23 protein-coding genes and 1 tRNA gene are annotated in these 20,262 nt (G+C 69.3%); 5 read left to right on the top strand and 19 right to left on the bottom strand.

Features of this window, described 5'->3' with window-relative positions:
- Positions 1 to 31: 31 nt before the first annotated feature.
- The 11 genes from AB0B33_RS07790 to rplJ all read right to left on the bottom strand — a co-directional run bounded on the left by AB0B33_RS07790 (position 32) and on the right by rplJ (position 11,192).
- Positions 32 to 1,297: an MlaD family protein gene (locus AB0B33_RS07790; RefSeq protein WP_247015131.1), complete on the bottom strand. Its 1,266-nt coding sequence runs from the start codon at positions 1,295 to 1,297 to the stop codon at positions 32 to 34.
- The gene (locus tag AB0B33_RS07785; RefSeq protein WP_360768170.1) at positions 1,297 to 2,475 is read right to left on the bottom strand and encodes an MCE family protein; all 1,179 of its coding nucleotides are present in this window, start codon (positions 2,473 to 2,475) and stop codon (positions 1,297 to 1,299) included. The genes AB0B33_RS07790 and AB0B33_RS07785 overlap by 1 nt, the downstream gene beginning before the upstream one ends.
- Positions 2,472 to 3,653 (bottom strand): MCE family protein, encoded by a 1,182-nt coding sequence (locus tag AB0B33_RS07780; protein ID WP_360768168.1) that lies wholly within the window; start codon positions 3,651 to 3,653, stop codon positions 2,472 to 2,474. Before AB0B33_RS07780 ends, AB0B33_RS07785 begins: the two co-directional genes overlap by 4 nt.
- A complete protein-coding gene (locus AB0B33_RS07775; RefSeq protein WP_247015137.1) occupies positions 3,650 to 4,636 on the bottom strand; it encodes an MCE family protein in 987 nt (328 codons plus the stop codon). The genes AB0B33_RS07780 and AB0B33_RS07775 overlap by 4 nt, the downstream gene beginning before the upstream one ends.
- Positions 4,633 to 5,661, bottom strand: coding sequence for an MCE family protein (locus AB0B33_RS07770; protein ID WP_360768165.1), 1,029 nt, complete (start codon positions 5,659 to 5,661; stop codon positions 4,633 to 4,635). The genes AB0B33_RS07775 and AB0B33_RS07770 overlap by 4 nt, the downstream gene beginning before the upstream one ends.
- Positions 5,658 to 6,983 (bottom strand): MCE family protein, encoded by a 1,326-nt coding sequence (locus AB0B33_RS07765; protein WP_360768162.1) that lies wholly within the window; start codon positions 6,981 to 6,983, stop codon positions 5,658 to 5,660. Before AB0B33_RS07765 ends, AB0B33_RS07770 begins: the two co-directional genes overlap by 4 nt.
- Positions 6,980 to 7,816, bottom strand: a complete 837-nt coding sequence (locus AB0B33_RS07760) for an ABC transporter permease (protein ID WP_360768160.1) — start codon at positions 7,814 to 7,816, stop codon at positions 6,980 to 6,982. The genes AB0B33_RS07765 and AB0B33_RS07760 overlap by 4 nt, the downstream gene beginning before the upstream one ends.
- A 4-nt stretch (positions 7,817 to 7,820) precedes the next feature.
- On the bottom strand, positions 7,821 to 8,573 hold the full coding sequence (locus tag AB0B33_RS07755) for an ABC transporter permease (protein ID WP_013222532.1): 753 nt from the start codon (positions 8,571 to 8,573) through the stop codon (positions 7,821 to 7,823).
- Between the two features lie 38 nt (positions 8,574 to 8,611).
- Positions 8,612 to 9,811, bottom strand: coding sequence for an ABC transporter ATP-binding protein (locus AB0B33_RS07750; RefSeq protein ID WP_360768157.1), 1,200 nt, complete (start codon positions 9,809 to 9,811; stop codon positions 8,612 to 8,614).
- A gap of 387 nt (positions 9,812 to 10,198) precedes the next feature.
- Positions 10,199 to 10,585, bottom strand: coding sequence for a 50S ribosomal protein L7/L12 (gene rplL / locus AB0B33_RS07745; protein ID WP_247015145.1), 387 nt, complete (start codon positions 10,583 to 10,585; stop codon positions 10,199 to 10,201).
- A gap of 52 nt (positions 10,586 to 10,637) precedes the next feature.
- Positions 10,638 to 11,192, bottom strand: a complete 555-nt coding sequence (gene rplJ, locus AB0B33_RS07740; RefSeq protein ID WP_247015147.1) for a 50S ribosomal protein L10 — start codon at positions 11,190 to 11,192, stop codon at positions 10,638 to 10,640.
- Positions 11,193 to 11,598: 406 nt separating this feature from the next.
- Between rplJ and AB0B33_RS07735 the strand changes: the two genes are divergently transcribed.
- Positions 11,599 to 12,342 (top strand): hypothetical protein, encoded by a 744-nt coding sequence (locus AB0B33_RS07735; protein ID WP_360768153.1) that lies wholly within the window; start codon positions 11,599 to 11,601, stop codon positions 12,340 to 12,342.
- Positions 12,343 to 12,346: 4 nt separating this feature from the next.
- On the opposite strand, the gene AB0B33_RS07730 is transcribed toward AB0B33_RS07735, so the two are convergent.
- From AB0B33_RS07730 to AB0B33_RS07705, 6 genes are all read right to left on the bottom strand, one after another.
- The gene (locus AB0B33_RS07730) at positions 12,347 to 13,120 is read right to left on the bottom strand and encodes an alpha/beta fold hydrolase (RefSeq protein ID WP_360768151.1); all 774 of its coding nucleotides are present in this window, start codon (positions 13,118 to 13,120) and stop codon (positions 12,347 to 12,349) included.
- A gap of 70 nt (positions 13,121 to 13,190) precedes the next feature.
- Entirely contained in the window at positions 13,191 to 13,910 is a 720-nt protein-coding gene (gene rplA, locus AB0B33_RS07725) for a 50S ribosomal protein L1 (RefSeq protein ID WP_247015153.1), read from the bottom strand.
- Positions 13,911 to 13,988: 78 nt separating this feature from the next.
- Complete coding sequence (rplK, locus tag AB0B33_RS07720) at positions 13,989 to 14,426, bottom strand: 50S ribosomal protein L11 (protein WP_003079266.1); 438 nt, start codon at positions 14,424 to 14,426, stop codon at positions 13,989 to 13,991.
- A 75-nt stretch (positions 14,427 to 14,501) separates the two neighbouring features.
- Positions 14,502 to 15,338 (bottom strand): transcription termination/antitermination protein NusG, encoded by an 837-nt coding sequence (gene nusG, locus AB0B33_RS07715; RefSeq protein ID WP_360768148.1) that lies wholly within the window; start codon positions 15,336 to 15,338, stop codon positions 14,502 to 14,504.
- 63 nt (positions 15,339 to 15,401) lie between these two features.
- On the bottom strand, positions 15,402 to 15,842 hold the full coding sequence (secE, locus tag AB0B33_RS07710; RefSeq protein ID WP_360768145.1) for a preprotein translocase subunit SecE: 441 nt from the start codon (positions 15,840 to 15,842) through the stop codon (positions 15,402 to 15,404).
- A gap of 26 nt (positions 15,843 to 15,868) precedes the next feature.
- Positions 15,869 to 15,941, bottom strand: a tRNA-Trp gene (locus tag AB0B33_RS07705).
- A gap of 206 nt (positions 15,942 to 16,147) precedes the next feature.
- Here AB0B33_RS07705 and AB0B33_RS07700 point away from each other — a divergent pair.
- The 4 genes from AB0B33_RS07700 to AB0B33_RS07685 all read left to right on the top strand — a co-directional run bounded on the left by AB0B33_RS07700 (position 16,148) and on the right by AB0B33_RS07685 (position 19,385).
- Positions 16,148 to 17,077, top strand: a complete 930-nt coding sequence (locus AB0B33_RS07700) for a TIGR03619 family F420-dependent LLM class oxidoreductase (RefSeq protein ID WP_360768142.1) — start codon at positions 16,148 to 16,150, stop codon at positions 17,075 to 17,077.
- A 63-nt stretch (positions 17,078 to 17,140) separates the two neighbouring features.
- Positions 17,141 to 17,491 carry a GntR family transcriptional regulator gene (locus tag AB0B33_RS07695; RefSeq protein WP_247015162.1) on the top strand — a complete coding sequence of 117 codons (351 nt, stop codon included), beginning with the start codon at positions 17,141 to 17,143 and terminating at the stop codon, positions 17,489 to 17,491.
- The gene (locus AB0B33_RS07690; protein WP_360768139.1) at positions 17,488 to 18,444 is read left to right on the top strand and encodes a hypothetical protein; all 957 of its coding nucleotides are present in this window, start codon (positions 17,488 to 17,490) and stop codon (positions 18,442 to 18,444) included. Before AB0B33_RS07695 ends, AB0B33_RS07690 begins: the two co-directional genes overlap by 4 nt.
- A 35-nt stretch (positions 18,445 to 18,479) precedes the next feature.
- Positions 18,480 to 19,385, top strand: coding sequence for an SGNH/GDSL hydrolase family protein (locus AB0B33_RS07685; protein WP_360768136.1), 906 nt, complete (start codon positions 18,480 to 18,482; stop codon positions 19,383 to 19,385).
- Positions 19,386 to 19,409: 24 nt separating this feature from the next.
- On the opposite strand, the gene AB0B33_RS07680 is transcribed toward AB0B33_RS07685, so the two are convergent.
- Positions 19,410 to 19,808, bottom strand: coding sequence for a MaoC family dehydratase (locus tag AB0B33_RS07680; protein ID WP_247015169.1), 399 nt, complete (start codon positions 19,806 to 19,808; stop codon positions 19,410 to 19,412).
- A complete protein-coding gene (locus tag AB0B33_RS07675) occupies positions 19,805 to 20,254 on the bottom strand; it encodes a MaoC family dehydratase N-terminal domain-containing protein (RefSeq protein WP_247015171.1) in 450 nt (149 codons plus the stop codon). Before AB0B33_RS07675 ends, AB0B33_RS07680 begins: the two co-directional genes overlap by 4 nt.
- Positions 20,255 to 20,262: the final 8 nt, after the last annotated feature.

Here is a 20,262-nt window from a genome sequence, read left to right as displayed (position 1 = left end):
TCCAGGGTAGGGGTCGGTCATCAAATCCACGTCAGGCCAGTCCGAGCAGCGCGCCCAGGCTGGTGAGGCTGACGCCGGGGCTGCCGACGATGCCCGGCACGCCCCGGCTGTTGCGCTCCTCCGCCAGCTCCTCGGCCGGCCGGTTCGCGTTGGCCGAGACGTCGGCGTCGGACGGCTTGACCGGCACGCCGCCGTACGGCGCGTTCTGCGCACCGCGGACGTTGATCGGGCTGCCCTTCGGTTCGGCACAGTACGCGTTGTCGTCCGCGGGCCGCGGCGTCGTGTTGTCCCCGGTCCGGTACTGCGAATACGGCATGTAGCCCTTGGTGCAGGCGGGCGGGTTGAACAGGTTGAGCACCAGGCCCAGGTGGGCGGTCCCGTCGCCGGGGGCGACGCTGCTCGCGGCGCCGGCCAGCGCCGGGTAGGTGACCAGGCCCTGCTCGATCCCGTCGAGCCGGGTCACGGTCAGGTTGGCCGTGGTGAGCAGGTTCGCCGTCAGCGCGCCCAGGCCCGGCCCGGACTCCTTCAGCACCTGGCTGACCTGCGCGGCCACCTGCGGCGTGATGCCGATGAGCTTGCGCAGGTCACCGTCGGAGTTCTTCAGCGTGCCGGTGAGCTCGTTGAGGCTCTTGCTGAACGACGCGAAGTTCGCCGCCTCGTCGTTCTGCGTGTCGAGCACCTTGCCGCCCTGGTCGAGCAGCTGGATCGTCTGCGGCAGGTACTCCTGCGCGGTCGTTGTGAAGCTGCGCGCGGTGTCCAGGAGCTTCTGCAGGTCGCCGCCGGTGCCGCGGAAGGCGTCGTAGGACTCGTCGACGACCGTGCGCAGCGAGTCGACCGGGACCGACGCCGCGAGCGAGTCGAGGTCGCCGATCAGGCGGTCGGTGCTGACCGGGGTGGTCGTCTTGGCCGCCGGGATCACCGACCCGGCCGCCAGGTACGGGCCCTTGTCGGCCTTCGGCTTCAGGTCGACGTACTGCTCGCCGACCGCCGACCGGTTGGCGACGACGGCGTCGAGGTCCGCCGGCACCTGGGGCGCCGACGGGTCGATGTTCAGGTCGGCCTCGAGCCCGGTCGCGGTGAGCCGCATTTCCCCGACCCGGCCGATGTTGTAGCCGCGGTAGGTGACTTCGGCGTTGGTGAAGATGCCGCCCGACTCGTTGAGCTGCAGCTTCACCGTGTAGCCGTCGTTGCCGAACACGGTGCCGAGCCCGGCGAACCGGACCAGCGCGTACACGATCGCGACGACGGAAATGACCGCGAAGGCGATCAGCTGGAGTTTCGTCCTGCGCACCAGCATCAGCCCGCACCTCCCGACAGGAGCCCGAAGAGGTTGCCGAGGCCCGGCTGGGACTGCCCGGCCTGCCCGCTTTCGCCCGGGATCGGCAGCGGCGGCGGCTGGTTGGCGGGGGTGCCCTCGACGCCGCCGGTGAGCCCCGGCAGCGGGATCTGGCCGGCGAGGGCGTTCTGCCTGCTGTTGCCCAGGTTCTCCACGACGGTCTTCAGGTTCAGGTCCACCTTCGCGAACAGGTTGAAGTAGTCGCCCTTCACGCCGTTGACGGCCTGGTCGCTGAACGGGAACGTCAGCAGGATCTGCAGGGCCTTCGGCAGGTCGTTGCCCGCCTCGCCGAGCTTCTGCAACGTCGGGGTCAGCGCCTTCAGATCGGCTACGAGGTCCTTCTGCGACCGGTTCACGGTGTCGGTGGCGACGCCGGAGAGGTTGTCCAGGGCCTGCAGCATCGTGACCAGCTGGCCGCGCTGCGACTCCAGCACGCCGAGGCCGGGCGCGAGGTTGTCGACCGCGCCGACCAGCTTGTCCTTCTGGCCGTTGAGGGTCGAGGACAGCCGGTTCAGCCCGTCGAGCGCGCGGGTGATGTTGCGCGACTGCTGGTCGAGGTTCGTGACCAGCTGGTTCGCGTTGTCGAGCAGCGCCTTGATGTCCGGCTCGCGGCCGGACGTGGCGTTGTTGAGCTCCTTGGTGATGGTGTTGAGCTGGTCGACCCCGCCACCGTTGAGCAGCAGCGAGAGCGCCCCGAGCAGCTCTTCGACCTCGACGCTGCGGTTCGTCCTGGCCAGCGGGATGGTCGCGTTGTCGGCGAGCTTGCCCTGGGCCTGGTCGTCGCCCGGCGAGGCCAGCTCGACGTACTTCTCGCCGAGCAGGCTCGACTGCTTGACGTTGGCGATCGCGTTGGCGGGCAGCTTGACGTCGCCGTTGACCTTGAGCGTGACCAGCGCGTGCCAGCCGTCCTTGGTCAGCCCGACGTTCTCGACCCGGCCGATCGGCACCTCGTCGACCTTCACCCCGGCCTGCGGGGTCAGGTCGAGCACGTCCCGGAACTCGACGTTCACCGTGTACGGGTGGTCGCCGAGGTCGGCGCCGCCGGGCAGCGGCAGGTCGTAGATGCCCTTGAACGCGCAGCCGGAGAGGACCAGCGCGGAGGCCGTGGCGAGCGCGCCGACGGTCACGAGCTTCTTCACTGGCCACCTCCGTAGAGCTGCCCGGCGATGGGCAGGGGCAGCGGCGGCAGCTGACCGGACTGCAGGGCCTGCACGGTCTGCGCCAGCGACGGCAGCGGGACCACCCCGTCGACCAGGCCGGCGATGCCCTCGCAGGCGTTGCCGAGCACGTCCGGGATGCCCTTGCCGGTCTGCTTGAGCAGCCGGCAGATCATCACCAGCGGGGGCTGGGTCAGCTCGTTGAGGTTCGGCCGGGCGTCGAGCGTGCCGGCCGAGCCGTTGTAGGTGTTGACCAGGTTGCTCAGGCCGACCGGGGCGACGTCGAGGATCTCGGCGAGCGAGCCGCGCTGGTCGACGAGCACCTTGGTGACGCCGGCCAGCTTGTCCACGTTGGACTTGAGCCGGTCGTGGTTGGCGTCGATGAACGACTGCACCGCGGTGAGCGTGGTACCGAGCTGCTGCACGGTCGCGGCCAGGTTGTCCTTTTCGGACGCCAGGTAGCCGCTGACGTCGGCGAGCTGGCTTTCGAAGGTGCGGACCGACTTGTCGGAGTCGGCCAGCGTCTGCGAGAACTTGCCGAGGTTCTCCACCGTGGAGAACAGGTCGTCCTTGTTGCCGGCCAGCGTCCCGGCCGCCTGGCCGAGCTTGGTGATCGTGTCGTGCAGGGCCTGGCCGTTGCCGTCCACGTTGGCCGCCGCGGTGTTCAGCAGGTTCGACAGCGACCCGTTCTTGTTGGCGCCGTTCGGGCCGAGGGTCTCGCTGACCCGGGCCAGGCTGGCGGCGAGCTGGTCGACCTCGAGGGGCACCTCGGTGCGGTCGAGGCCGATGACCGCGCCGTCGGAGATCCGCGGGCCGCCGGTGTAGGCCGGGGCGAGCTGGACGTACCGGTCGGACACCAGCGACGGCGCCACGATGAGCGCCTTCGCGTCGGCCGGGACGGCGACCTTGCGGTCGTACTCGAACTCGACCTTCACCTGGTTGCCCATGGGCTGGATCTTGGTGACCGTGCCCATGTCGACGCCGAGCATCCGCACGCTGTTGCCCTCGTACAGGCCGACGGCGCCGGCGAAGTACGCGGTCAGGTGGTTGCGGCCGGCGTCCTTGAGGGTCCACCAGATCCCGCCGGCGACGACGAGCGCGAGGACGATCGCGATGGTGAAGCCCCGGGTCAGGGCCAGTCCGAAGCGGGTGTCACTCATTTCGTGTAGCACCCCTCTTCGTTGATCGGGCCGAACGACGGCAGGAGCAGGCCGCAGATGTAGTTGTCGAACCAGCGCCCGTTGCCGATGGTGTTGGTGAAGACGCGGATGAACGGCGCGAACTTCTTGATGCCGTCGGCCAGCGAGTCCTGGTTGCGCTGCAGCATCGACGTCAGCTGGTCGAGCGAGGTGAGCACCGGGTCGAGCTGCTTGTCGTTGTCGTCGATCAGGCCCTGCAGCTGCGTGGCCAGCTCACGGGAGCCGTTGAGCAGCGAGGTGATGGCGTCCTCGCGCTTCGACAGCTCGTCGAGCAGCTTGTTGCCGTCGGTCAGCAGCTTCTGCACCTCGGCGTCGCGGTCGACCAGCGTCTGCGACACCTCGCGGGTGTTCGCCAGCAGGTTGGACAGCTGCTGGTCGCGCGAGGCGATGGTGTCCGAGAGCTTCGACAGGCCCGACAGCGCCCCCTTCACGTCCTGCGGCGTGTTGGCGAAGGTCTGCGAGATGGTGTCGAAGCTCTGCGCGAGCTGCTTGGTGTCGATGTTGTCCACGGTCTGCGAGAGCCCGCGGAAGGCGTCGAGCACGTCGTAGGGCGCCATCGTGCGGTCCCGCGGGATCGCCGTGCCCGGGTCGAGCGCGCCCTGGCCCTGCGGGTCCAGCGACAGGTACTTCTGCCCGAGCAGCGTCTTGATCTTGATCGCGGCGCTGGTCCGGTCGCCCAGCCAGGCGTCCTTGACCTTGAACGACACCTTGACCGACGCGCCGTCGAGCTCGATGTCGCTGATCTTTCCGACCTTGACGCCGGCGACCCGGACGTCGTTGTCCTTCTGCAGCCCGGAGGCTTCGCTGAACTCGGCGGTGTAGGTGGTGCCGCCGCCGATCACCGGCAGGTCGTCGGAGTTGAGCGCGGCGAGGAAACCGAGGCCCAGGACGACGATGCCGACCAGGGCGATCGGGACGGGGTTGCGCTTCTGGAAGGACTTCATCCCTTGCACCTCTCCCGGTTGAGAGGCACCAGCGGGATCGGCACGTCGTTGATCAGCGGCGGCAAGCTGACGCTCCCGGTGAACTCGCAGGCGTAGAAGTTGAACCAGGAGCCGTAGTCCGCGGTGCGGGTCAGCGTGCTCACCTTGGTGGGCAGGAACTGGATGAAGTGCTCCAGCTCCGGTTCGTTCTTGTTGAGCTGGTTCGTGAGGGTGCCGAGCGCGCTGATGTCGTTCTTCAGCGGCTCGCGGACCTCGCCGAGCAGCCCGGACGTCGTTTCGGCCAGGTTGCCGAGGCTCTCGATCGCGTCGCCGATCGGCTTGCGGTCGGCGGCGAGGCCGGAGGTCAGCTGCTGCAGCTTGATGATGAGGTCGTTGAGCTGCGGCGTGTGCGCGTTGACCGTGTCGAGGACCGAGTTGAGGTTGTCGATGACCTCGCCGATCACCTGGTCCTTGTTGGCGATCGTGGTGGCCAGCGACGCGGTGTGCGAAAGCAGGCTTTCGACGGTGCCGCCCTCGCCCTGCAGGACCTGGATGACCTCGTACGACAGCTTGTTGACGTCGTCGGGGTTGAGCGCGGTGAACAGCGGCTTGAAGCCGTTGAACAGCTCGGTCAGGTCCAGCGCCGGCGTGGTCCGGTCCAGCGGGATGGTGCCGCCGGGGCCGAGCGTCTTGCCGCCGCTGTTCTCGCCTTCGCCGAGGGAGACATAGCGCTGGCCGACCAGGTTGCGGAACTTGATCTGCGCGGTCACCCCGGCCGGCAGCTGCCGGCCGGCGTCGACCTCGAACTCGACCTCGGCCTGGCGCTTGTCGACGATCTTGACGTCCTTGACCTGCCCGACCCGGACGCCGGCGATGCGGACGTCGTCGTTGGGCAGCAGGAGCGTCGCGTCGGTGAAGCGCGCCTTGTAGGCGTTGGTGCTGGTGGTGTTGATGTTGGCGATGCTGATCCCGAGGATCGTCGTGAACAGCACGGTGACGACGACGAAGACCGCGAGCTTGATCAGCGGTGCGAGCAGTCCCCTCACTTGACCGTCACCTCCGCACCCCGGTACAGCGGGCCGACGAGCAGGGCGCTCCAGCCCGGGACGTCCGAGGCGTTCATGCCCAGCTGCGGGCCGAGCAGGTCGGCCAGGAAGCCCTGTTCCGCGCTCGAGTACGCCAGGTCACCGGCTCCCGCGCCGTTGCCGGCCGCGTCGGCCTTGAACTTGGCCGGGTTGAGCCCCTCGCCGACCGTCTTCGGCGCGGCCTGGTGCTTGGTCCCGTCCTGGAAGGCACCGTCCGGCGGTTCCGAGGGGAACGGCTTCGGGATGTCCTTCATGTCGTAGCAGCGCGGCCCGCGCTTGTCCTCGAACCGCGGCTCTTCCTTGCCCGCCTCGTACGGCGCCCGCGGCACGATGATCTCGATCGTGGCGTGCAGGCCGGGCTTGTCGGTGCCCTTGCCGAGCGCCTGGTCGATCAGCGGCACGTTCCGGGCCATCTGGGAGATCACGCAGGGGTACTCCGGGGCGTACTTCGCCAGCAGCTCGGCCGTCGGCCGGGCGGTGTCGGCGAGGGAGATGATGTTCTCCTTGTTGTTTTGCAGGAACGTCTGCAGGTCGATCGACGCCTGCGTCAGGCTGCCGTAGAGGTTCGACAGGTTCTGCTGCTGGTCGACCACGGTCCGGGTGGTCGTGCTCAGGTTGTCGAGGGTCTGCACCAGGTCCGGCGCGGCGCCGGAGAGGTGGTCGGAGAACTCCGCGAGCGCCTTGAGGTTGTGCTGCAGCTCCGGCTCGTGCGGGTTCAGCTCGCCGATGTAGGTGCCCAGCTGCGTCAGCGTGTCGCCGAGCTGGTCGCCGCGGCCCTGCAGCGCCGTCGAGATCGCGGTGAGCGTCGCCGACAGCTTCTGCGGCTGCACCGCCTGCAGCACCGGCATCAGGTGCTCGAACGCCTGGTCCAGCTCGATCGCGCTCGACGTGCGGTCCTGCGGGATGACGTCACCGCTGGCCAGTGTCTTGGCGGAGGGCGCTTTCGGGATCTCCAGCGAGACGAACCGCTCGCCGAAGAGCGTCTTCGGCAGGAACCGCGCCGAGACGTTCTCCGGGATCAGCTTCGCCGACTCCGGGTTGAGGGCCAGTGTCAGCTCGGCGCCGTGGTCGGTGGCGACGATGTCGGAGACCGAGCCGACGATCAGCCCGCGCACCTTGACGTCGGACTGCTTGATCAGCTGGTTGCCGATCTTGTCGGCCTGGAGCTTGACCGTGACGAACGGCGTGAACGCCTTGTCGTAGAGCGCGATGGACAGCGCCACCCCGCCGACCATCACGGCGATGAGCAGCAGGCCGAGCAGCCTGCGTCGGAGCGTCCTCATCCCGCGATCCTTACCGTGACGTCGGTTCCCCAGATGGCGAAGCCGATGAAGAAGTTCATGATCGACACCGTGACGATGGACAGGCGCACGGCCTTGCCGACCGCCATGCCGACCCCGGCCGGGCCGCCGGTCGCCCGGTACCCGAAGTAGCAGTGCGACAGGATGATCAAGACGCTGAAGAGCAGCACCTTGATGAACGAATACAGCACGTCCTGCGGTGGCAGGAACAAGTCGAAGTAGTGGTCGTAGGTACCGGCCGACTGGTTGTAGATGTAGATGACGACCAGTCTCGACGCGAGGTACGAGCTCAGCAGGCCGATGATGTAGAGCGGGATGACCGCCACGAACCCGGCGATGATCCGGGTCGTCACCAGGTACGGCAGGCTCGGCACGCCCATGACTTCCAGCGCGTCGATCTCCTCCGAGATCCGCATCGCGCCCAGCTGCGCGGTGAACCCGGCGCCGACCGTGGCGCTCAACGCGAGGCCGGCGACCAGCGGCGCGATCTCGCGGGTGTTGAAGAACGCGGTCAGGAAGCCGGTGAAGGCGGACGTCCCGATCGAGTTCAGCGCCGAGTAGCCCTGGAGGCCGACGAGGACACCGGTGAACAGCGTCAGGCCGACCATCACGCCGACCGTGCCGCCGATGACCGCGAGCGAGCCGGACCCGAAGCTGACCTCGGCCAGCAGCCGGAGGACTTCCTTGGTGTAGCGGCGCAGCGTCCGCGGCGTCCACAGCAGCGCCCGGCCGTAGAACGACATCTGGTCACCGAGGGTGTCCAGCGTCTGGAGGGGTCGGTTGGCGACGCGTTTCGCGCCCTGGAGGAACGTCATGGCGCTAGTCCAGCTTTCCGGGCACGATCTGCAGGTAGATCAGGGTGATCACGAAGTTCACGACGAACAGCAGCAGGAACGTGATGACCACCGACTGGTTCACCGCGTCCCCGACGCCCTTCGGGCCGCCGGAGGGGTTCAGACCCCGGTAGGACGCGACGACGGCGGCGATGAACCCGAAGATCAGCGCCTTGAGCTCGCCGACCCAGAGGTCGGGCAGCTGCGCGAGGGCGGAGAAGCTCGCCAGGTACGCACCCGGCGTCCCGCCCTGCAGCACGACGTTGAAGAAGTAGCCGCCCAGCACGCCGATGACACTGACCATGCCGTTGAGCAGCAGCGCGACCAGCATCATCGCGAGGGTGCGCGGCACGATCAGCCGCTGCACCGCGGAGACGCCGAGCACCTCCATCGCGGCGATCTCTTCGCGGATGGTGCGCGCGCCGATGTCGGCGCAGACGGCGGAGCCGCCCGCGCCCGCCACCAGCAGCGCGGTGACCAGCGGACTGGCCTGCTGCACGGTGGCGAGCACGGAGCCCGCGCCGGTGTAGGACTGCGCGCCCAGCTGGCGGGCGAGCGAACCGAACTGCAGCGAGATGACCGCGCCGAACGGGATCGCCACGAGGGCCGTCGGCAGGATGGTCACGCTCGCGATGAACCACGACTGCTGGATGAACTCCCGCAGCTGGAACGGGCGCTGGAACAGGCCGCGGACGATGTCCAGGCCGAGTGCGAACAGGTTCCCGGTCTCTCGGAGCATGCCGATCCCGGGGATCTTCGCCTGTGTTGCGGGAGAACTCACCGGCCACCTGGCCCGTTGTCACGCGGCGGCGGCATCCGGTGCGAGCCGGGTCTCGGCGGCTGGCCGCCGCCCGGGATGCGCGCCACCTGGTCGGCGGGCAGCTGCCCGTGGTGCTGGTTCGGGACGCCGTCACCCTGCGGGCGGGCGCCGGCCGGCACCTGCTGCTGTTGCTGGGCTTGGGCGACGCGGCGGGGGCTGACGCCGTAGTGGCGCTGCTCCTCCGGGCTCAGGGAGGCGATGATGCCCTCCTGCGCGGGCTGCGGCAGCCGGTGCAGGACCTCCATGACCCGGTCCTTGCGGCGGACCGCGCCCATCCGGGTCGGCACACCCGGCGTCGTCTGCATCTGCGGCGGCACCCCGGAGATGTCCTCGACCCCGCCGGCGTGGTGCCCGGCGTCGAACATCGCCTGCTCGGCCGCGATCTGAGCGGAGTCCTTCTCCTCGGACATGCCGATCGGGCCCTGCATCCGGCCGTTGAGAAACTGCTTGACGACCGGCTCTTCGCTGGTCAGCAGCACCTCGCGCGGGCCGAACATGACCAGTTCCTTGCGGAAGAGCATGCCCAGGTTGTCCGGCACCGTGCGGGCCAGGTTGATGTTGTGCGTGACGATCAGGAACGTCGCGTCGATCTGCGCGTTCACGTCGAGGAACAGCTGCGAGATGTAGGTGGTGCGGACCGGGTCGAGACCCGAGTCCGGCTCGTCGACCAGGATGATCTCGGGGTCGAGCACCAGGGCGCGGGCGAGGCCGGCGCGCTTGCGCATACCGCCGGAGATCTCGCCGGGGAGCTTCTTGTCGGCGCCGTTCAGACCGGTCATGTCGAGCTTTTCGAGGACGATCCGGCGGATTTCCGTCTCGGACTTCTTCGTGTGCTCGCGCAGTGGGAAGGCGACGTTGTCGTAGAGGTTCATCGAGCCGAACAGCGCGCCGTCCTGGAAGAGGACGCCGAAGAGCTTCCGGATCTCGTAGAGCTTGTGTTCGGAGCACGTCACGATGTCGACGCCGTTGATCACGCAGCGCCCGCGGTCGGGCTTGAGCAGGCCGATCATCGACTTGAGGAACACCGACTTGCCGGTTCCGGACGGTCCGAGCATCGCCGAGACCTCGCCCGGGGGCAGGGTCAGCGTGACGTCCCGCCAGATGGCCTGCTTACCGAAGGACTTGGTCAGACCTTCGATGACCACCTCGGCACCCATCGCACCTCCAGGAGCTGTTCCGCGTCATTGCGCCCGCTGCCACACCCATGCCACCCCACGTCGGCGGCGGGTGCGGGCCGTGCGCCGCATTAACCCGCGTCAACCAGGTGCAACGAGCTGAGTGCGAACAGGTTACTCACCAGTTTTCTTTTCTGGCCAGACCCGGACCCATCGTCACCCCGCCGTGATCGGCAACTGCAGGGAACCTAGTCCATTCGGGGCAACGACGCAGACCTCCGCAGCCCCGCACCCGCGATTTAGGGACCCGGGGCCATTCGGACACCACTCCTAGGGGATGCCCGTGACCAGGCAAAACGGAAGGGGCGGGCATCCGAGTGGATGCCCGCCCCTTCTCGAGGTGGTGCTGAGGCGCTTTCGCGCCCGAGATCACTTGATGGAGATCTTGGCGCCCGCGGCCTCGAGCTTCTCCTTGGCGGCCTCGGCGGCCTCCTTGTCGACCTTCTCCAGGAGGGCCTTGGGAGCGGCCTCGACCAGCTCCTTGGCCTCCTTCAGGCCCAGACCGGAGACGACCTCGCGGACGACCTTGATGACCTGGATCTTCTTGTCGCCGGCGCCCTCGAGGACGACGTCGAACTCGTCCTGCTCCTCGACGGCGGCCGGGGCGGCACCGGCGGGGCCGGCGGCGGCGACGGCGACCGGCGCGGCGGCGGTGACGTCGAAGGTGTCCTCGAACTCCTTCACGAACTCGGACAGCTCGAGGAGGGTGAGCTCCTTGAAGGCGTCGATCAGCTCGGCGGTGCTCAGCTTCGCCATGATGGCTTCCTCTCAGAAAAACGAACTAAAAGCGTTCGGGGTGGGGGGTGGATCAGCTCTCGGCGGGTGCTTCGGCTGCTTCGGTACCGGCGGCGTTGCGCTGCTTCTCCTCCAGCGCGGCAGCCAGGCGGGCGACCTGGGACGCCGGCGCCTGGAACAGCGCGGCGGCCTGGGACAGCTTCGCCTTGAACGCGCCCGCCGCCTTGGCGAGCAGGACCTCACGGCTGTCGAGATCGGCGATCTTGTTGATCTCGTCCACGGACAGCGCTTTGCCGTCCATGTAGCCGCCCTTGATCACAAGCGCGTTGTTGTCCTTCGCGAAGTCGCGAAGCGCCTTGGCGGCGTCGACCGCTTCACCCTCGACGAAGGCGATGGCGGTGGCACCGACGAACAGGTCCTCGAGCCCCGTGACGCCCGCGTCTTCCGCGGCACGCTTGACGAGGGTGTTCTTCGCGACCCGGTACTTGGCACTGGTGCCGAGAGCGCGGCGCAGCTGGGACAGCTGGGACACGGAGAGGCCGGTGTACTGGGTAACGACGGTGGCCGAGCTGTTGCGGAAGCTCTCCGCGATCTCGGCGACGGCCGCCACCTTGTCGGGCTTCGCCATGGTCGCCTCCTCTCTTGGCTAGTGTTTCCACTGGCGTCGAGGAGCCCCCAAACGACGAAACGCCCTCGCGCAAGCAGGCGCGGGGCGTTCTTCCGGCACACGTGCCGGGGCCTCGTTCCTCCTGCGCGGGCCGCCCGGCGAGTTGCGGGACCTTCGTTCCCCACGGAAGCGGGGAAAACCAGCGGTCTTCGGTAGAACCATCGAGAAGAATACATTGTCAAGTCGACAAGCCTTCTCCGACCCCCACCTTCGCGGCGCCGTGGGGCATCATGGTCACGTGGCGGAGCAGCGCGATGACGGAAAGCCGGGCTCGGAACTCGAACCGGCGGGCTCGAACGCACCCACACCCCCGGGCGGCACCCCAGCGCTCCCGCAGCCGTCGGGGCAGCCGTCTGGGCAGCCGCCGGTGGACCCGGCGCAGCTGGAGCAGTTCCGCCAGTTCCAGCAGTTCCAGGACTACCTGAGGTTCACCCAGTCCCAGCAGGGCAACCAGCCGGCTCCTCCACCGGACGCCGGCTTGGTCCAGGCGCCACCGCCCCAGCCCCCGGTGATCCCCCCGGGCTACCAGCTGGTCCCGGCCGAACGCCGCCGCGCCCCGAGGTGGCTGAGCTGGCTCGGCAAGAAGGTCATCGCGTGGGTCCTGGCGCTGGTGATCCTCGGCGTCGCGGGAACGTGGCTGTACAACCACTTCTTCCCGAACGACTCGGGCAAGACATCCGCCCAGCTCGCCCAGGAGGGCGGCGGGAAGTACCAGACCAACCACATCCTCTCGACCAGCCCGTACGAAGCCGTCCGCGAGGTCTACGACGCCATCGCGCAGAACCTCGTCCCGCAGGCGTGCGGGCGGATGGACGAGCCGATCCAGCAGAAGTTCGCCCAGGATCTGGGCTACGCGGACTGCCAGGTCGCGGTGCACGAGCTGAACCGCAAGGTCACCAGCAAGAACAAGTACGCCGAGTCGATGCCGTCGTACGTCTCGGAGCCCATCCCGGGCGACCGCTTCACGATCAGCTCGTGCCGGTTCGGCATCGAGGGCGGCCCCGCGCTGGGAGCGTTCACCGTGCAGAAGGTCGAGAAGAGCCAGTGGCTCATCACGGCGCACACGAACGAGCCGAACCCGTGCCCGGCGCCGGCGCCGACGACCCGCTGAGCTCTCAACGCGGGTGCGGTGCCGACAGGAACGCCACCAGCGCCTCCGAGAACGCCGGGGACATCACCGCCGTCATGTGGTCGCCCGGGATGCGGACCAGCCTGGCCCCCGCGATCGCCGCCGCCAAGCGCTCCGGTTCCGCGGCCAGCTGGTCCTGGTCGCCCGCCAGTACCAGCGTCGGAACTCCGATCGCGGACAGGTCCAGGTGGCCCTCCTTCGACGCCAGCGCCACTGCCGCCAGTGCGCGGCGGTCGCCGCCGACCGCGTCCGCCAGCAGCCGGAACGGGACGCCCGACGGCGGGACCGTCGACGGGTCCTCCGCCAGCAGCGCCGAAGCGATGTCCGCCGGCTTCACCACGCGCAGGTCGACGCCGCCGAAGTCGACGATGCCCGAGCCGACGCCGCCCGTGGCCAGGCAGCGGATGCGCTTGTCCGCAGCCGTGGCCGTCAGGGCGATGATCGCGCCCATCGAGTAGCCGACCATCGAGACCTCGTCGAGGGTCAGTTCGTCCAGCAGGGCCGAGACGTCACGGGCCATCGTGTCTTCGGTGTAGCAGGACTCGTCGTGCGGCTTCTCCGACCGGCCGTGGCCGCGCGCGTCCAGGGAGATCACGGTGAAGCCGGCCGAGCGCAAAGCGGCGACCACGCCGGTGGAGATCCAGTTCGCGTTCGTGTCGGCCGCGAAGCCGTGTTGGAGCAGCACCGGGCGGTGGGCGCCGTCGCCCTCCCACACGGTGTAGTTCAACCGGAGGCCGTCGAACGACGCGAAAGTCGGCATGGCGTCCATCAGACACGAAGAAAGGGCGCCCCCGCAGTAAGCGGGGACGCCCTTTCTGGTGATCTCAGACTCAGACCGCAGCTTCCTCGGAAAGGAGGTTGCGGGTCCGCAGCGGGTCGACCGGGATGCCCGGGCCCATCGTCGTGGTGAAGGTGACCTTCTTGAGGTAGCGGCCCTTCGCCGAGGACGGCTTGGCGCGGAGGATCTCGTCCAGCGCGGCGGCGTAGTTCTCGACCAGCTTCTCCGTGTCGAAGGAAGCCTTGCCGATCACCAGGTGCAGGTTGGCCTGCTTGTCGACGCGGAAGTTGATCTTACCGCCCTTGATGTCCTTCACGGCCTTCTCGACCGCGGGGGTCACCGTGCCGGTCTTCGGGTTCGGCATCAGGCCACGCGGGCCGAGGATGCGGGCGATGCGGCCCACCTTGGCCATCTGGTCCGGCGTCGCGATCGCGGCGTCGAAGTCGAGCCAGCCACCCTGGATGCGCTCGATCAGTTCGTCGGTGCCGACCGCGTCCGCACCGGCGGCTTCGGCCTCGGCGGCCTTGTCGCCGACGGCGAAGACGATGACGCGGGCGGTCTTACCGGTGCCGTGCGGCAGGTTCACGGTGCCGCGGACCATCTGGTCGGCCTTGCGGGGGTCCACACCGAGACGCATCGCGACCTCGACGGTCGCGTCCATCTTGGTCTTGGAGGTCTCCTTCGCCAGCTTCGCAGCCTCGAGCGGCGCGTAGAAACGCGACTTGTCGATCAGCTCCGCAGCCTGGCGGTAAGCCTTGCTGTGCTTGGTCATGCTTCTGTCCTTACTTCAAAAACGGATCAGTGTGGTGACGAGCCGCACCGGCTCTCCCACGTGGTGCTACGAAAAGACTCAGGCGTCGACGACCGTGATGCCCATCGACCGGGCAGTACCGGCGATGATCTTCGCGGCCTGGTCGATGTCGTGGGCGTTGAGGTCGGTCTCCTTGGTCTTGGCGATCTCGCGGACCTGGTCCCAAGTGACCTTGGCGACCTTGGTCTTGTGCGGCTCGCCGGAGCCCTTCTCGACACCAGCGGCCTTGAGCAGCAGGCGCGCGGCCGGCGGCGTCTTCAGCTTGAAGTCGAACGACCGGTCTTCGTAGACGGAGATCTCGACCGGGACGACGTCCCCGCGCTGCGACTCGGTCGCGGCGTTGTAGGCCTTGCAGAACTCCATGATGTTGACGCCGTGCTGACCCAGCGCCGGGCCGACCGGCGGCGCGGGGTTGGCCGCACCCGCCTTGATCTGCAGCTTGATGATCGCCGCAAGCTTCTTCTTCTTGGGTGGCATTTCTTTTCCTGTCCTGTACTACGTTCCCCGCGTACCTGCCGTGGACGCGGGGACTGCGGCCGAGAAGGCCGGCCGTCAGATCTTGGAGACCTGCGTGAACGACAGCTCGACCGGGGTCTCCCGGCCGAAGATCGACACCAGGACCTTCAGCTTCTGCCCGTCGACGTTGACCTCGGAAATCGTCGCCGGCAGCGTCGCGAACGGGCCGTCCATGACGGTGACCGACTCGCCGATCTCGAAGTCGACCTCGACGGCCGGAGCGCCCAGCGGCGCGGACGCGGCGGAGTCACCCTTGCTGGCCTTGGCCGGGGCTTCCTTCTCGACCTGCGGGGCGAGGAACTTCAGCACCTCGTCCACGGTCAGCGGCGACGGCCGCGAGGTGGCGCCGACGAACCCGGTGACACCCGGCGTGTTGCGCACCGCGCTCCACGAGGCGTCGTTCAGGTCCATCCGGACCAGGATGTAGCCGGGCAGCACCTTGCGCTGCACCTGCTTGCGCTGGCCGTTCTTGATCTCGGTGACCTCTTCGGTCGGAACCTCGATCTGGAAGATGTAGTCCTCGACGTCCAGGGTCTGGGTCCGGGTCTCGAGGTTGGTCTTCACCTTGTTCTCGTAACCGGCGTACGAGTGCACGACGTACCACTCGCCGGGCGCGGCGAGGAGCTCGGAACGCAGCTTGGCGACCGGGTCCTCGTCGTCGGCCTCGGGCTCGGCGGCCTCGTCGGTCACGTCGTCGTCGGCGGCGGCCTCGTCGGAAGCGCCGTCGTCATCGGAAGCGGCTTCGTCGACCTCGTCGGACACCTCGACGGGCTCCAGGTGCTCGGACTCCTCGTCACCGAGTGCCGCGTGCACCTGCTCGTCGGAAAGCTCGGTCAGGTCGTGACCGGCTGATGTGCCGTTGTCGGAGGTCACGTTCCGTCCTCTCAGTTGATCATTCCGGGTCGGTCGGGCCGGCCCGCGCGGCACGGCGGCGGGTCAGCCGAAGATCGCGCCGATGCCCTTCTTGAACGCGAAGTCCAAGACGCTCACCAGGGCCACCATGAACACCACGAAGACCAGCACGACCGCGGTGTAGGTGACCATCTGCTTGCGGTTGGGCCAGATGACCTTGCGCAGCTCCGCCCACACCTCGCGGATGAAGCGCACCAGCCGCGCGAACACGGAGGCCTTCTTCGCCTTCTGGTCCCGCTTGGGAGTCGGCGCACCCTTGGCGTCGGGGGCGGACTTCTCCCCCGACTTCCCGGCCGGGCGGGTCTTGTCGTCCGCACGTGCCGCGGACTTGCCCGCCGGACGAGCGGTCGCACGGCGCTCACGCCGGGCGGCAGCTGTGACGGGACGGGACGGGCTCTCGGGCTTCTGCCCGCTTCCGTCCTGCTCCTGCTCGCCGCCGCTGGCGTCGCTGTCGCTCACGACCACTCCTCCGCTCCACCAGTTCCGTTACGCAGGGGTGACAGGACTTGAACCTGCAACCTGCGGTTTTGGAGACCGCTGCTCTGCCAATTGAGCTACACCCCTGTGGAGCCCCGATCGCTCGGAGCCCCGGAGGACGCATTCCAGCATCCCCACCATCCAGGCGGGGATGACCGTAGTGCGTTCCAAGTCCCGAAGTCTACGGCAAGCCTCACGAGAGCCCGCAACCGCGCCCCCCGATCGACCGCCGAACCCCGGTCGGCCTGCGGAACACTCCCCGCCGGCGACGTGATCATGCCAGGATGTCCGCCATGACGGACACCCCCGGTCGGATGGTGGTGGCCGGGACGCGCCTCGGGCTCGCGCTGCCCCAGTACGGCGCCCTCGCCGACCCCGCCGCCGTCGCGCGCTTCGCGACCGCCGCGGAGGACCTCGGCTACGGGTCGCTCTGGGTCGGCGACCGGATCCTGACGCCGCGGGAGCCGTCGGACCTCTACCCGGGCGGCGGGACGCCGGAGCACCCGTACCCGGAAGAGTTCGAGACCTTCGCCGACCCGTTCACGACGCTGGCCACCGCGGCCGCCGTGACCCGGACGGCCCGCCTCGGGATGAGCGCGCTGACCGGCCCGGTCTATTCCCCGGTCCTGCTCGCCAGGGCCCTGACCTCGCTCGACCTGGCCAGCTCGGGACGGCTGGACGTCGGCTTCGGGCTGGGCTGGCTGCGCGAGGAGTACTTCGCGACCGGGGTCCCGTGGGCGGGCCGGGGCAAGCGGCTCGACGCGGTCCTCGACGCGCTGGAGGCGTTGTGGACCGGCGACCCGGTGGCGCACGAGGGCCCGCAGTGGCGGATCGCGCCGTCGACGGTGGGCCTGCGCCCGGCGCAGGAACCGCGGCCGCCGGTGCTGCTCGGCGGGTTCTCCCCGCCGGCGCTGGCCCGGGTCGGGCGCCGCGCGGACGGCTGGCTGGCCGGGTGGATGCCGAAGCAGTACCTCGACGGCCTCTGGTCGGTCGCCCGCGATGCCGCCGAGCAGGCCGGACGCGACCCGGACGCGCTGCGCCGGGTGCTGCGGATCAACCCACGGCAGGGCACCGGCGTCGAAACGGTCGTCGACGTCTTCCCCTGCCTCGACGTGGCCGCCGAGCTGGGCATTTCCGAGGTGCTCGTCGACCTGCACTACGTCGCGCGGGACGTCGACCACGCCCTGGAGCTGGCCGGCGACCTCATCGCCAAGATGGGCTGAGCGCCAGGGAAAGTGTGACGCAAGTCTCTCTTACCCAGCAATAGTTCTATTATAGTTAGAACTATGTTGGTCCGGATCGATCCCAGCTCCACCGAGCCGATCTTCGAGCAGGTGGCGGCGTCGCTGCGCCGCTCGCTGGGCGACGGCAGCCCCGCGCCCGGGGAGCAGCTGCCGCCCGCGCGGGAGCTGGCGGCGTCGCTGGAGATCAACGTCCACACCGTGCTGCGGGCGTACGCGCTGCTGCGCGACGAGGGCCTGATCGACCTGCGGCGACGCCGGGGCGCGGTCGTGCTCGGCGGCGCGTCGTCGCGGGCCCGGCTCGCCGAGCTGGCCGGGGAACTGGTCCGCGAGGCCAAGCGCGCGGGCGTCGGCCTGGACGAACTCACCGGGGTGCTGAAGGAGAAGTACACATGACCAAGCTGATCCGGGTCCTGCTCGCCACCGCCGTGCTGCCGGGCGCCGCGCTCGCCGTCACCGGCGTCCTCGCCGACGCCTGGGCGGACCGCCTGCCCGACCCCCTCGCGACGCACTGGAACAGCGGACCGAACGGCTCCACCCCGTTCTCGGTGTTCGTCACCGCGTGCCTGGCGCTCGGCGCGGTCGCCGTCGTCCTCCTGGCGACGTCGGGGGTCACCGCGCTGCGCCGGGGCCGGCCGCTGCCCCGCCTGACCGTCGGCGTGGGCGCCGCGTTCGCCGCCCTGCCGTCCGCGGTGCTGCTTTCGGTGCTCGTCCCGAACCTCGACGCGCCGGACTGGCACGCGGCGGGCACCGGCGTCACCGTGGTGTTCTTCATGCTGGGCGCGGCCGTCCTCGGCGCGGTCGCGGCGGTCGTGGGCGGCCTGCCGTCGCCGGTCCGCGAAGAGTCGGCCCACCGGCCGAGTGTCGGGCTCGAACCGGGTCAGCGCGCGTTCTGGTCGGGCCGGGCGGCGAACCCGGCGATGCTCTGGGCGCTGCTCCTGGTCCCCGTCGCGATCGGCCTCCTGCCGGCCGGGCTCCCCTGGCCGACGGCCGCCTGGATCGCGTTCGTCGGCGCCGCGGTCACCGCGCTGACGTACCGGCTCAAGGCGACCGTGGACGCCAAGGGCGTGACGATCCGCTTCGGCTTCCTCGGCTTCCCCTGGCGGCACCTGAAGCTGGCGAGCATCCGCGAGGCGACGGCGCGCGACCTGGCGACGTTCGGCGACGGCGGCCTCGGCCTGCGCTTCAACCCGGTGACCGGCACGACGGCGTACAAGGTGCGCGGCGGCCCCGCGCTGGCGTTGTCGCTGGAGAACGGCCGGAGCGTGCTGGTCAGCGTGGACGACCCGGAGACCGGCGCCGGGCTGGTGAACGACCTGATCGCGCGGCGGATCACCCGGATTGGCTAGCTCGCCGGGCGCACTCCTTCGGTAGAAACGAAGAAGTGGCGAAGAAAAGCGGTGGGGGCGGCTGTCTCGTCGTCGTACTCGTACTCGCACTACTCGGCTTCGGGTACTACAAGTGGCAGCACGGCTCGTCCTCGGCACCACCGGACGGCGCGGACACCGGCGGCGGTTCGGGCCGCTACGTGGCGCTGGGCGACTCGTACACGTCGTCGCCGCGCACCGGGCGGCAGGCGGGCACCCCGGCAGGCTGCGAGCGCTCGGACGACAACTACCCGCACGTGGTCTCGGCGAAGCTGAAGCCGGCCCAGTTCGCCGACGTCAGCTGCGGCGGCGCGACGACCGCGCACCTGACGGCCCCGCAGAAGACGGGCGACGGCACGAACCCGGCGCAGCTGGACGCGGTCACGAAGGACACGACGCTGGTGACCATCGGCATCGGCGGCAACGACGTCGGCTTCTTCGCGTACGCGGCGGGCTGCGCGACGGCGCACTCGACGGCGTCGCCGTGCAAGGACAAGCTGACCGCGGGCGGCCACGACCAGCTCGCCGAGCGGATCGACGCGGCCGCCCCGAAGGTCGGCGCGATCCTGGACCGCATCCACACGAAGGCCCCGAAGGCGAAGGTCGTGGTGGTCGGCTACCCGACGGTCCTCCCGGACGGCGACGGCTGCTGGCCGATCCTCCCCTTCGGCAGCGGCGACATCGCGTACTTCCGCGAGGAGCTGGGCAAGCTGAACAAGATGCTCGAGGACCAGGCGGACGCCCACCGCGCGGGCTACGCGGACACGGCGACCCCGGGCAAGGGCCACGACGTCTGCTCGGCGTCGGACACGCGGTGGGTGGAGGGCCTGCTGCCCGCCTCGCCGGCCGCCCCGCTGCACCCGAACGCGAGGGGTGAGCAGGGCATGGCCGACGCGGTGCTGTCGGTGCTGAAGCTGCCTTAGCCGGTCTGCCGAGGCGGCGGGGGCTCAGGTGCGGACGAGTGCCTGGGGCTTCCCCAGCACCGTCTTGCCGTCGAACTTCACCACCAGGTCGATCCGCGCCGTGCCGTCGTCCTTGACGTCGCCGACCTTCCCCGTGATCTCCACCAGGGCGCCCTCCGGCGTGTTCGGGACGACCACCGGGCGGGTGAAGCGGGCGCTGAAGTCGACCAGGCGGCCCGGGTCGCCGAGCCAGTCCGTCACCACGCGGCCGGCCACCGCCATCGTCAGCATGCCGTGGGCGATGACGTCCGGGAGGCCGACGTCCTTCGCGAACGCCTCGTTCCAGTGGATCGGGTTGAAGTCGAGCGCCGCACCGGCGTAGCGCACCAGCTGTTCGCGGGTGATCCGGACCTCCAGGGCGGGCAGTTCGTCGCCGGTGTTCACGCGTCCTCCCCTCGCACCACGAGCTGGGCGCGCGTGGTGGCGATGTGCGCGCCGTCGCCGTCGGTGATTTCGGCGCGCAGGTTGATGAAGTCGTTGCCGGCCCGGGCCATGATCCGGTCGATGTGGGTCGTCAGCAGCAGCGTGTCGCCGGCGTGGGCCGGGCGGCTGTAGGTGAACTGCTGGTCGCCGTGGACCATCCGCGAGTAGTCGAGGCCGAGCTCGGGGTCCGTGACGATCGAGTTGATCGACGCGAGGTTGATGATCGTGAGGAACGTCGGGGGCGCGACGACGTCCGGGTGGCCGGCCGCGCGGGCCGCCTCCGGGTCGCGGTAGAGCGGGTTGGCGTCGCCGATCGCGTCGGCGAACTCCCGGATCTTCTCCCGGCTCACTTCGTAGCTGGTCTGCGGCGGGTAGACCCGCCCGGTGAACGACTCGTCCAAAGGCACGCCGGCCA

Source organism: Amycolatopsis sp. NPDC049159 (genome assembly GCF_040648295.1).
GTDB classification, from domain to species: domain Bacteria; phylum Actinomycetota; class Actinomycetes; order Mycobacteriales; family Pseudonocardiaceae; genus Amycolatopsis; species Amycolatopsis pretoriensis_A.
This window is presented reverse-complemented; position numbering and strand designations above follow the sequence as displayed.

Excerpts from the sequence above, each read along its gene's own strand:
- AB0B33_RS07790 (WP_247015131.1), bottom strand. The coding sequence starts at position 1,297 with ATGCTGGTGCGCAGGACGAAACTCCAGCTGATCGCCTTCGCGGTCATT.
- AB0B33_RS07780 (WP_360768168.1), bottom strand. The coding sequence starts at position 3,653 with ATGAGTGACACCCGCTTCGGACTGGCCCTGACCCGGGGCTTCACCATC.
- AB0B33_RS07775 (WP_247015137.1), bottom strand. The coding sequence starts at position 4,636 with ATGAAGTCCTTCCAGAAGCGCAACCCCGTCCCGATCGCCCTGGTCGGC.
- AB0B33_RS07765 (WP_360768162.1), bottom strand. The coding sequence starts at position 6,983 with ATGAGGACGCTCCGACGCAGGCTGCTCGGCCTGCTGCTCATCGCCGTG.
- AB0B33_RS07760 (WP_360768160.1), bottom strand. The coding sequence starts at position 7,816 with ATGACGTTCCTCCAGGGCGCGAAACGCGTCGCCAACCGACCCCTCCAG.
- AB0B33_RS07755 (WP_013222532.1), bottom strand. The coding sequence starts at position 8,573 with ATGCTCCGAGAGACCGGGAACCTGTTCGCACTCGGCCTGGACATCGTC.
- AB0B33_RS07750 (WP_360768157.1), bottom strand. The coding sequence starts at position 9,811 with ATGGGTGCCGAGGTGGTCATCGAAGGTCTGACCAAGTCCTTCGGTAAG.
- rplL (WP_247015145.1), bottom strand. The coding sequence starts at position 10,585 with ATGGCGAAGCTGAGCACCGCCGAGCTGATCGACGCCTTCAAGGAGCTC.
- rplJ (WP_247015147.1), bottom strand. The coding sequence starts at position 11,192 with ATGGCGAAGCCCGACAAGGTGGCGGCCGTCGCCGAGATCGCGGAGAGC.
- AB0B33_RS07730 (WP_360768151.1), bottom strand. The coding sequence starts at position 13,120 with ATGCCGACTTTCGCGTCGTTCGACGGCCTCCGGTTGAACTACACCGTG.
- rplA (WP_247015153.1), bottom strand. The coding sequence starts at position 13,910 with ATGACCAAGCACAGCAAGGCTTACCGCCAGGCTGCGGAGCTGATCGAC.
- rplK (WP_003079266.1), bottom strand. The coding sequence starts at position 14,426 with ATGCCACCCAAGAAGAAGAAGCTTGCGGCGATCATCAAGCTGCAGATC.
- AB0B33_RS07700 (WP_360768142.1), top strand. The coding sequence starts at position 16,148 with ATGACGGACACCCCCGGTCGGATGGTGGTGGCCGGGACGCGCCTCGGG.
- AB0B33_RS07695 (WP_247015162.1), top strand. The coding sequence starts at position 17,141 with ATGTTGGTCCGGATCGATCCCAGCTCCACCGAGCCGATCTTCGAGCAG.
- AB0B33_RS07690 (WP_360768139.1), top strand. The coding sequence starts at position 17,488 with ATGACCAAGCTGATCCGGGTCCTGCTCGCCACCGCCGTGCTGCCGGGC.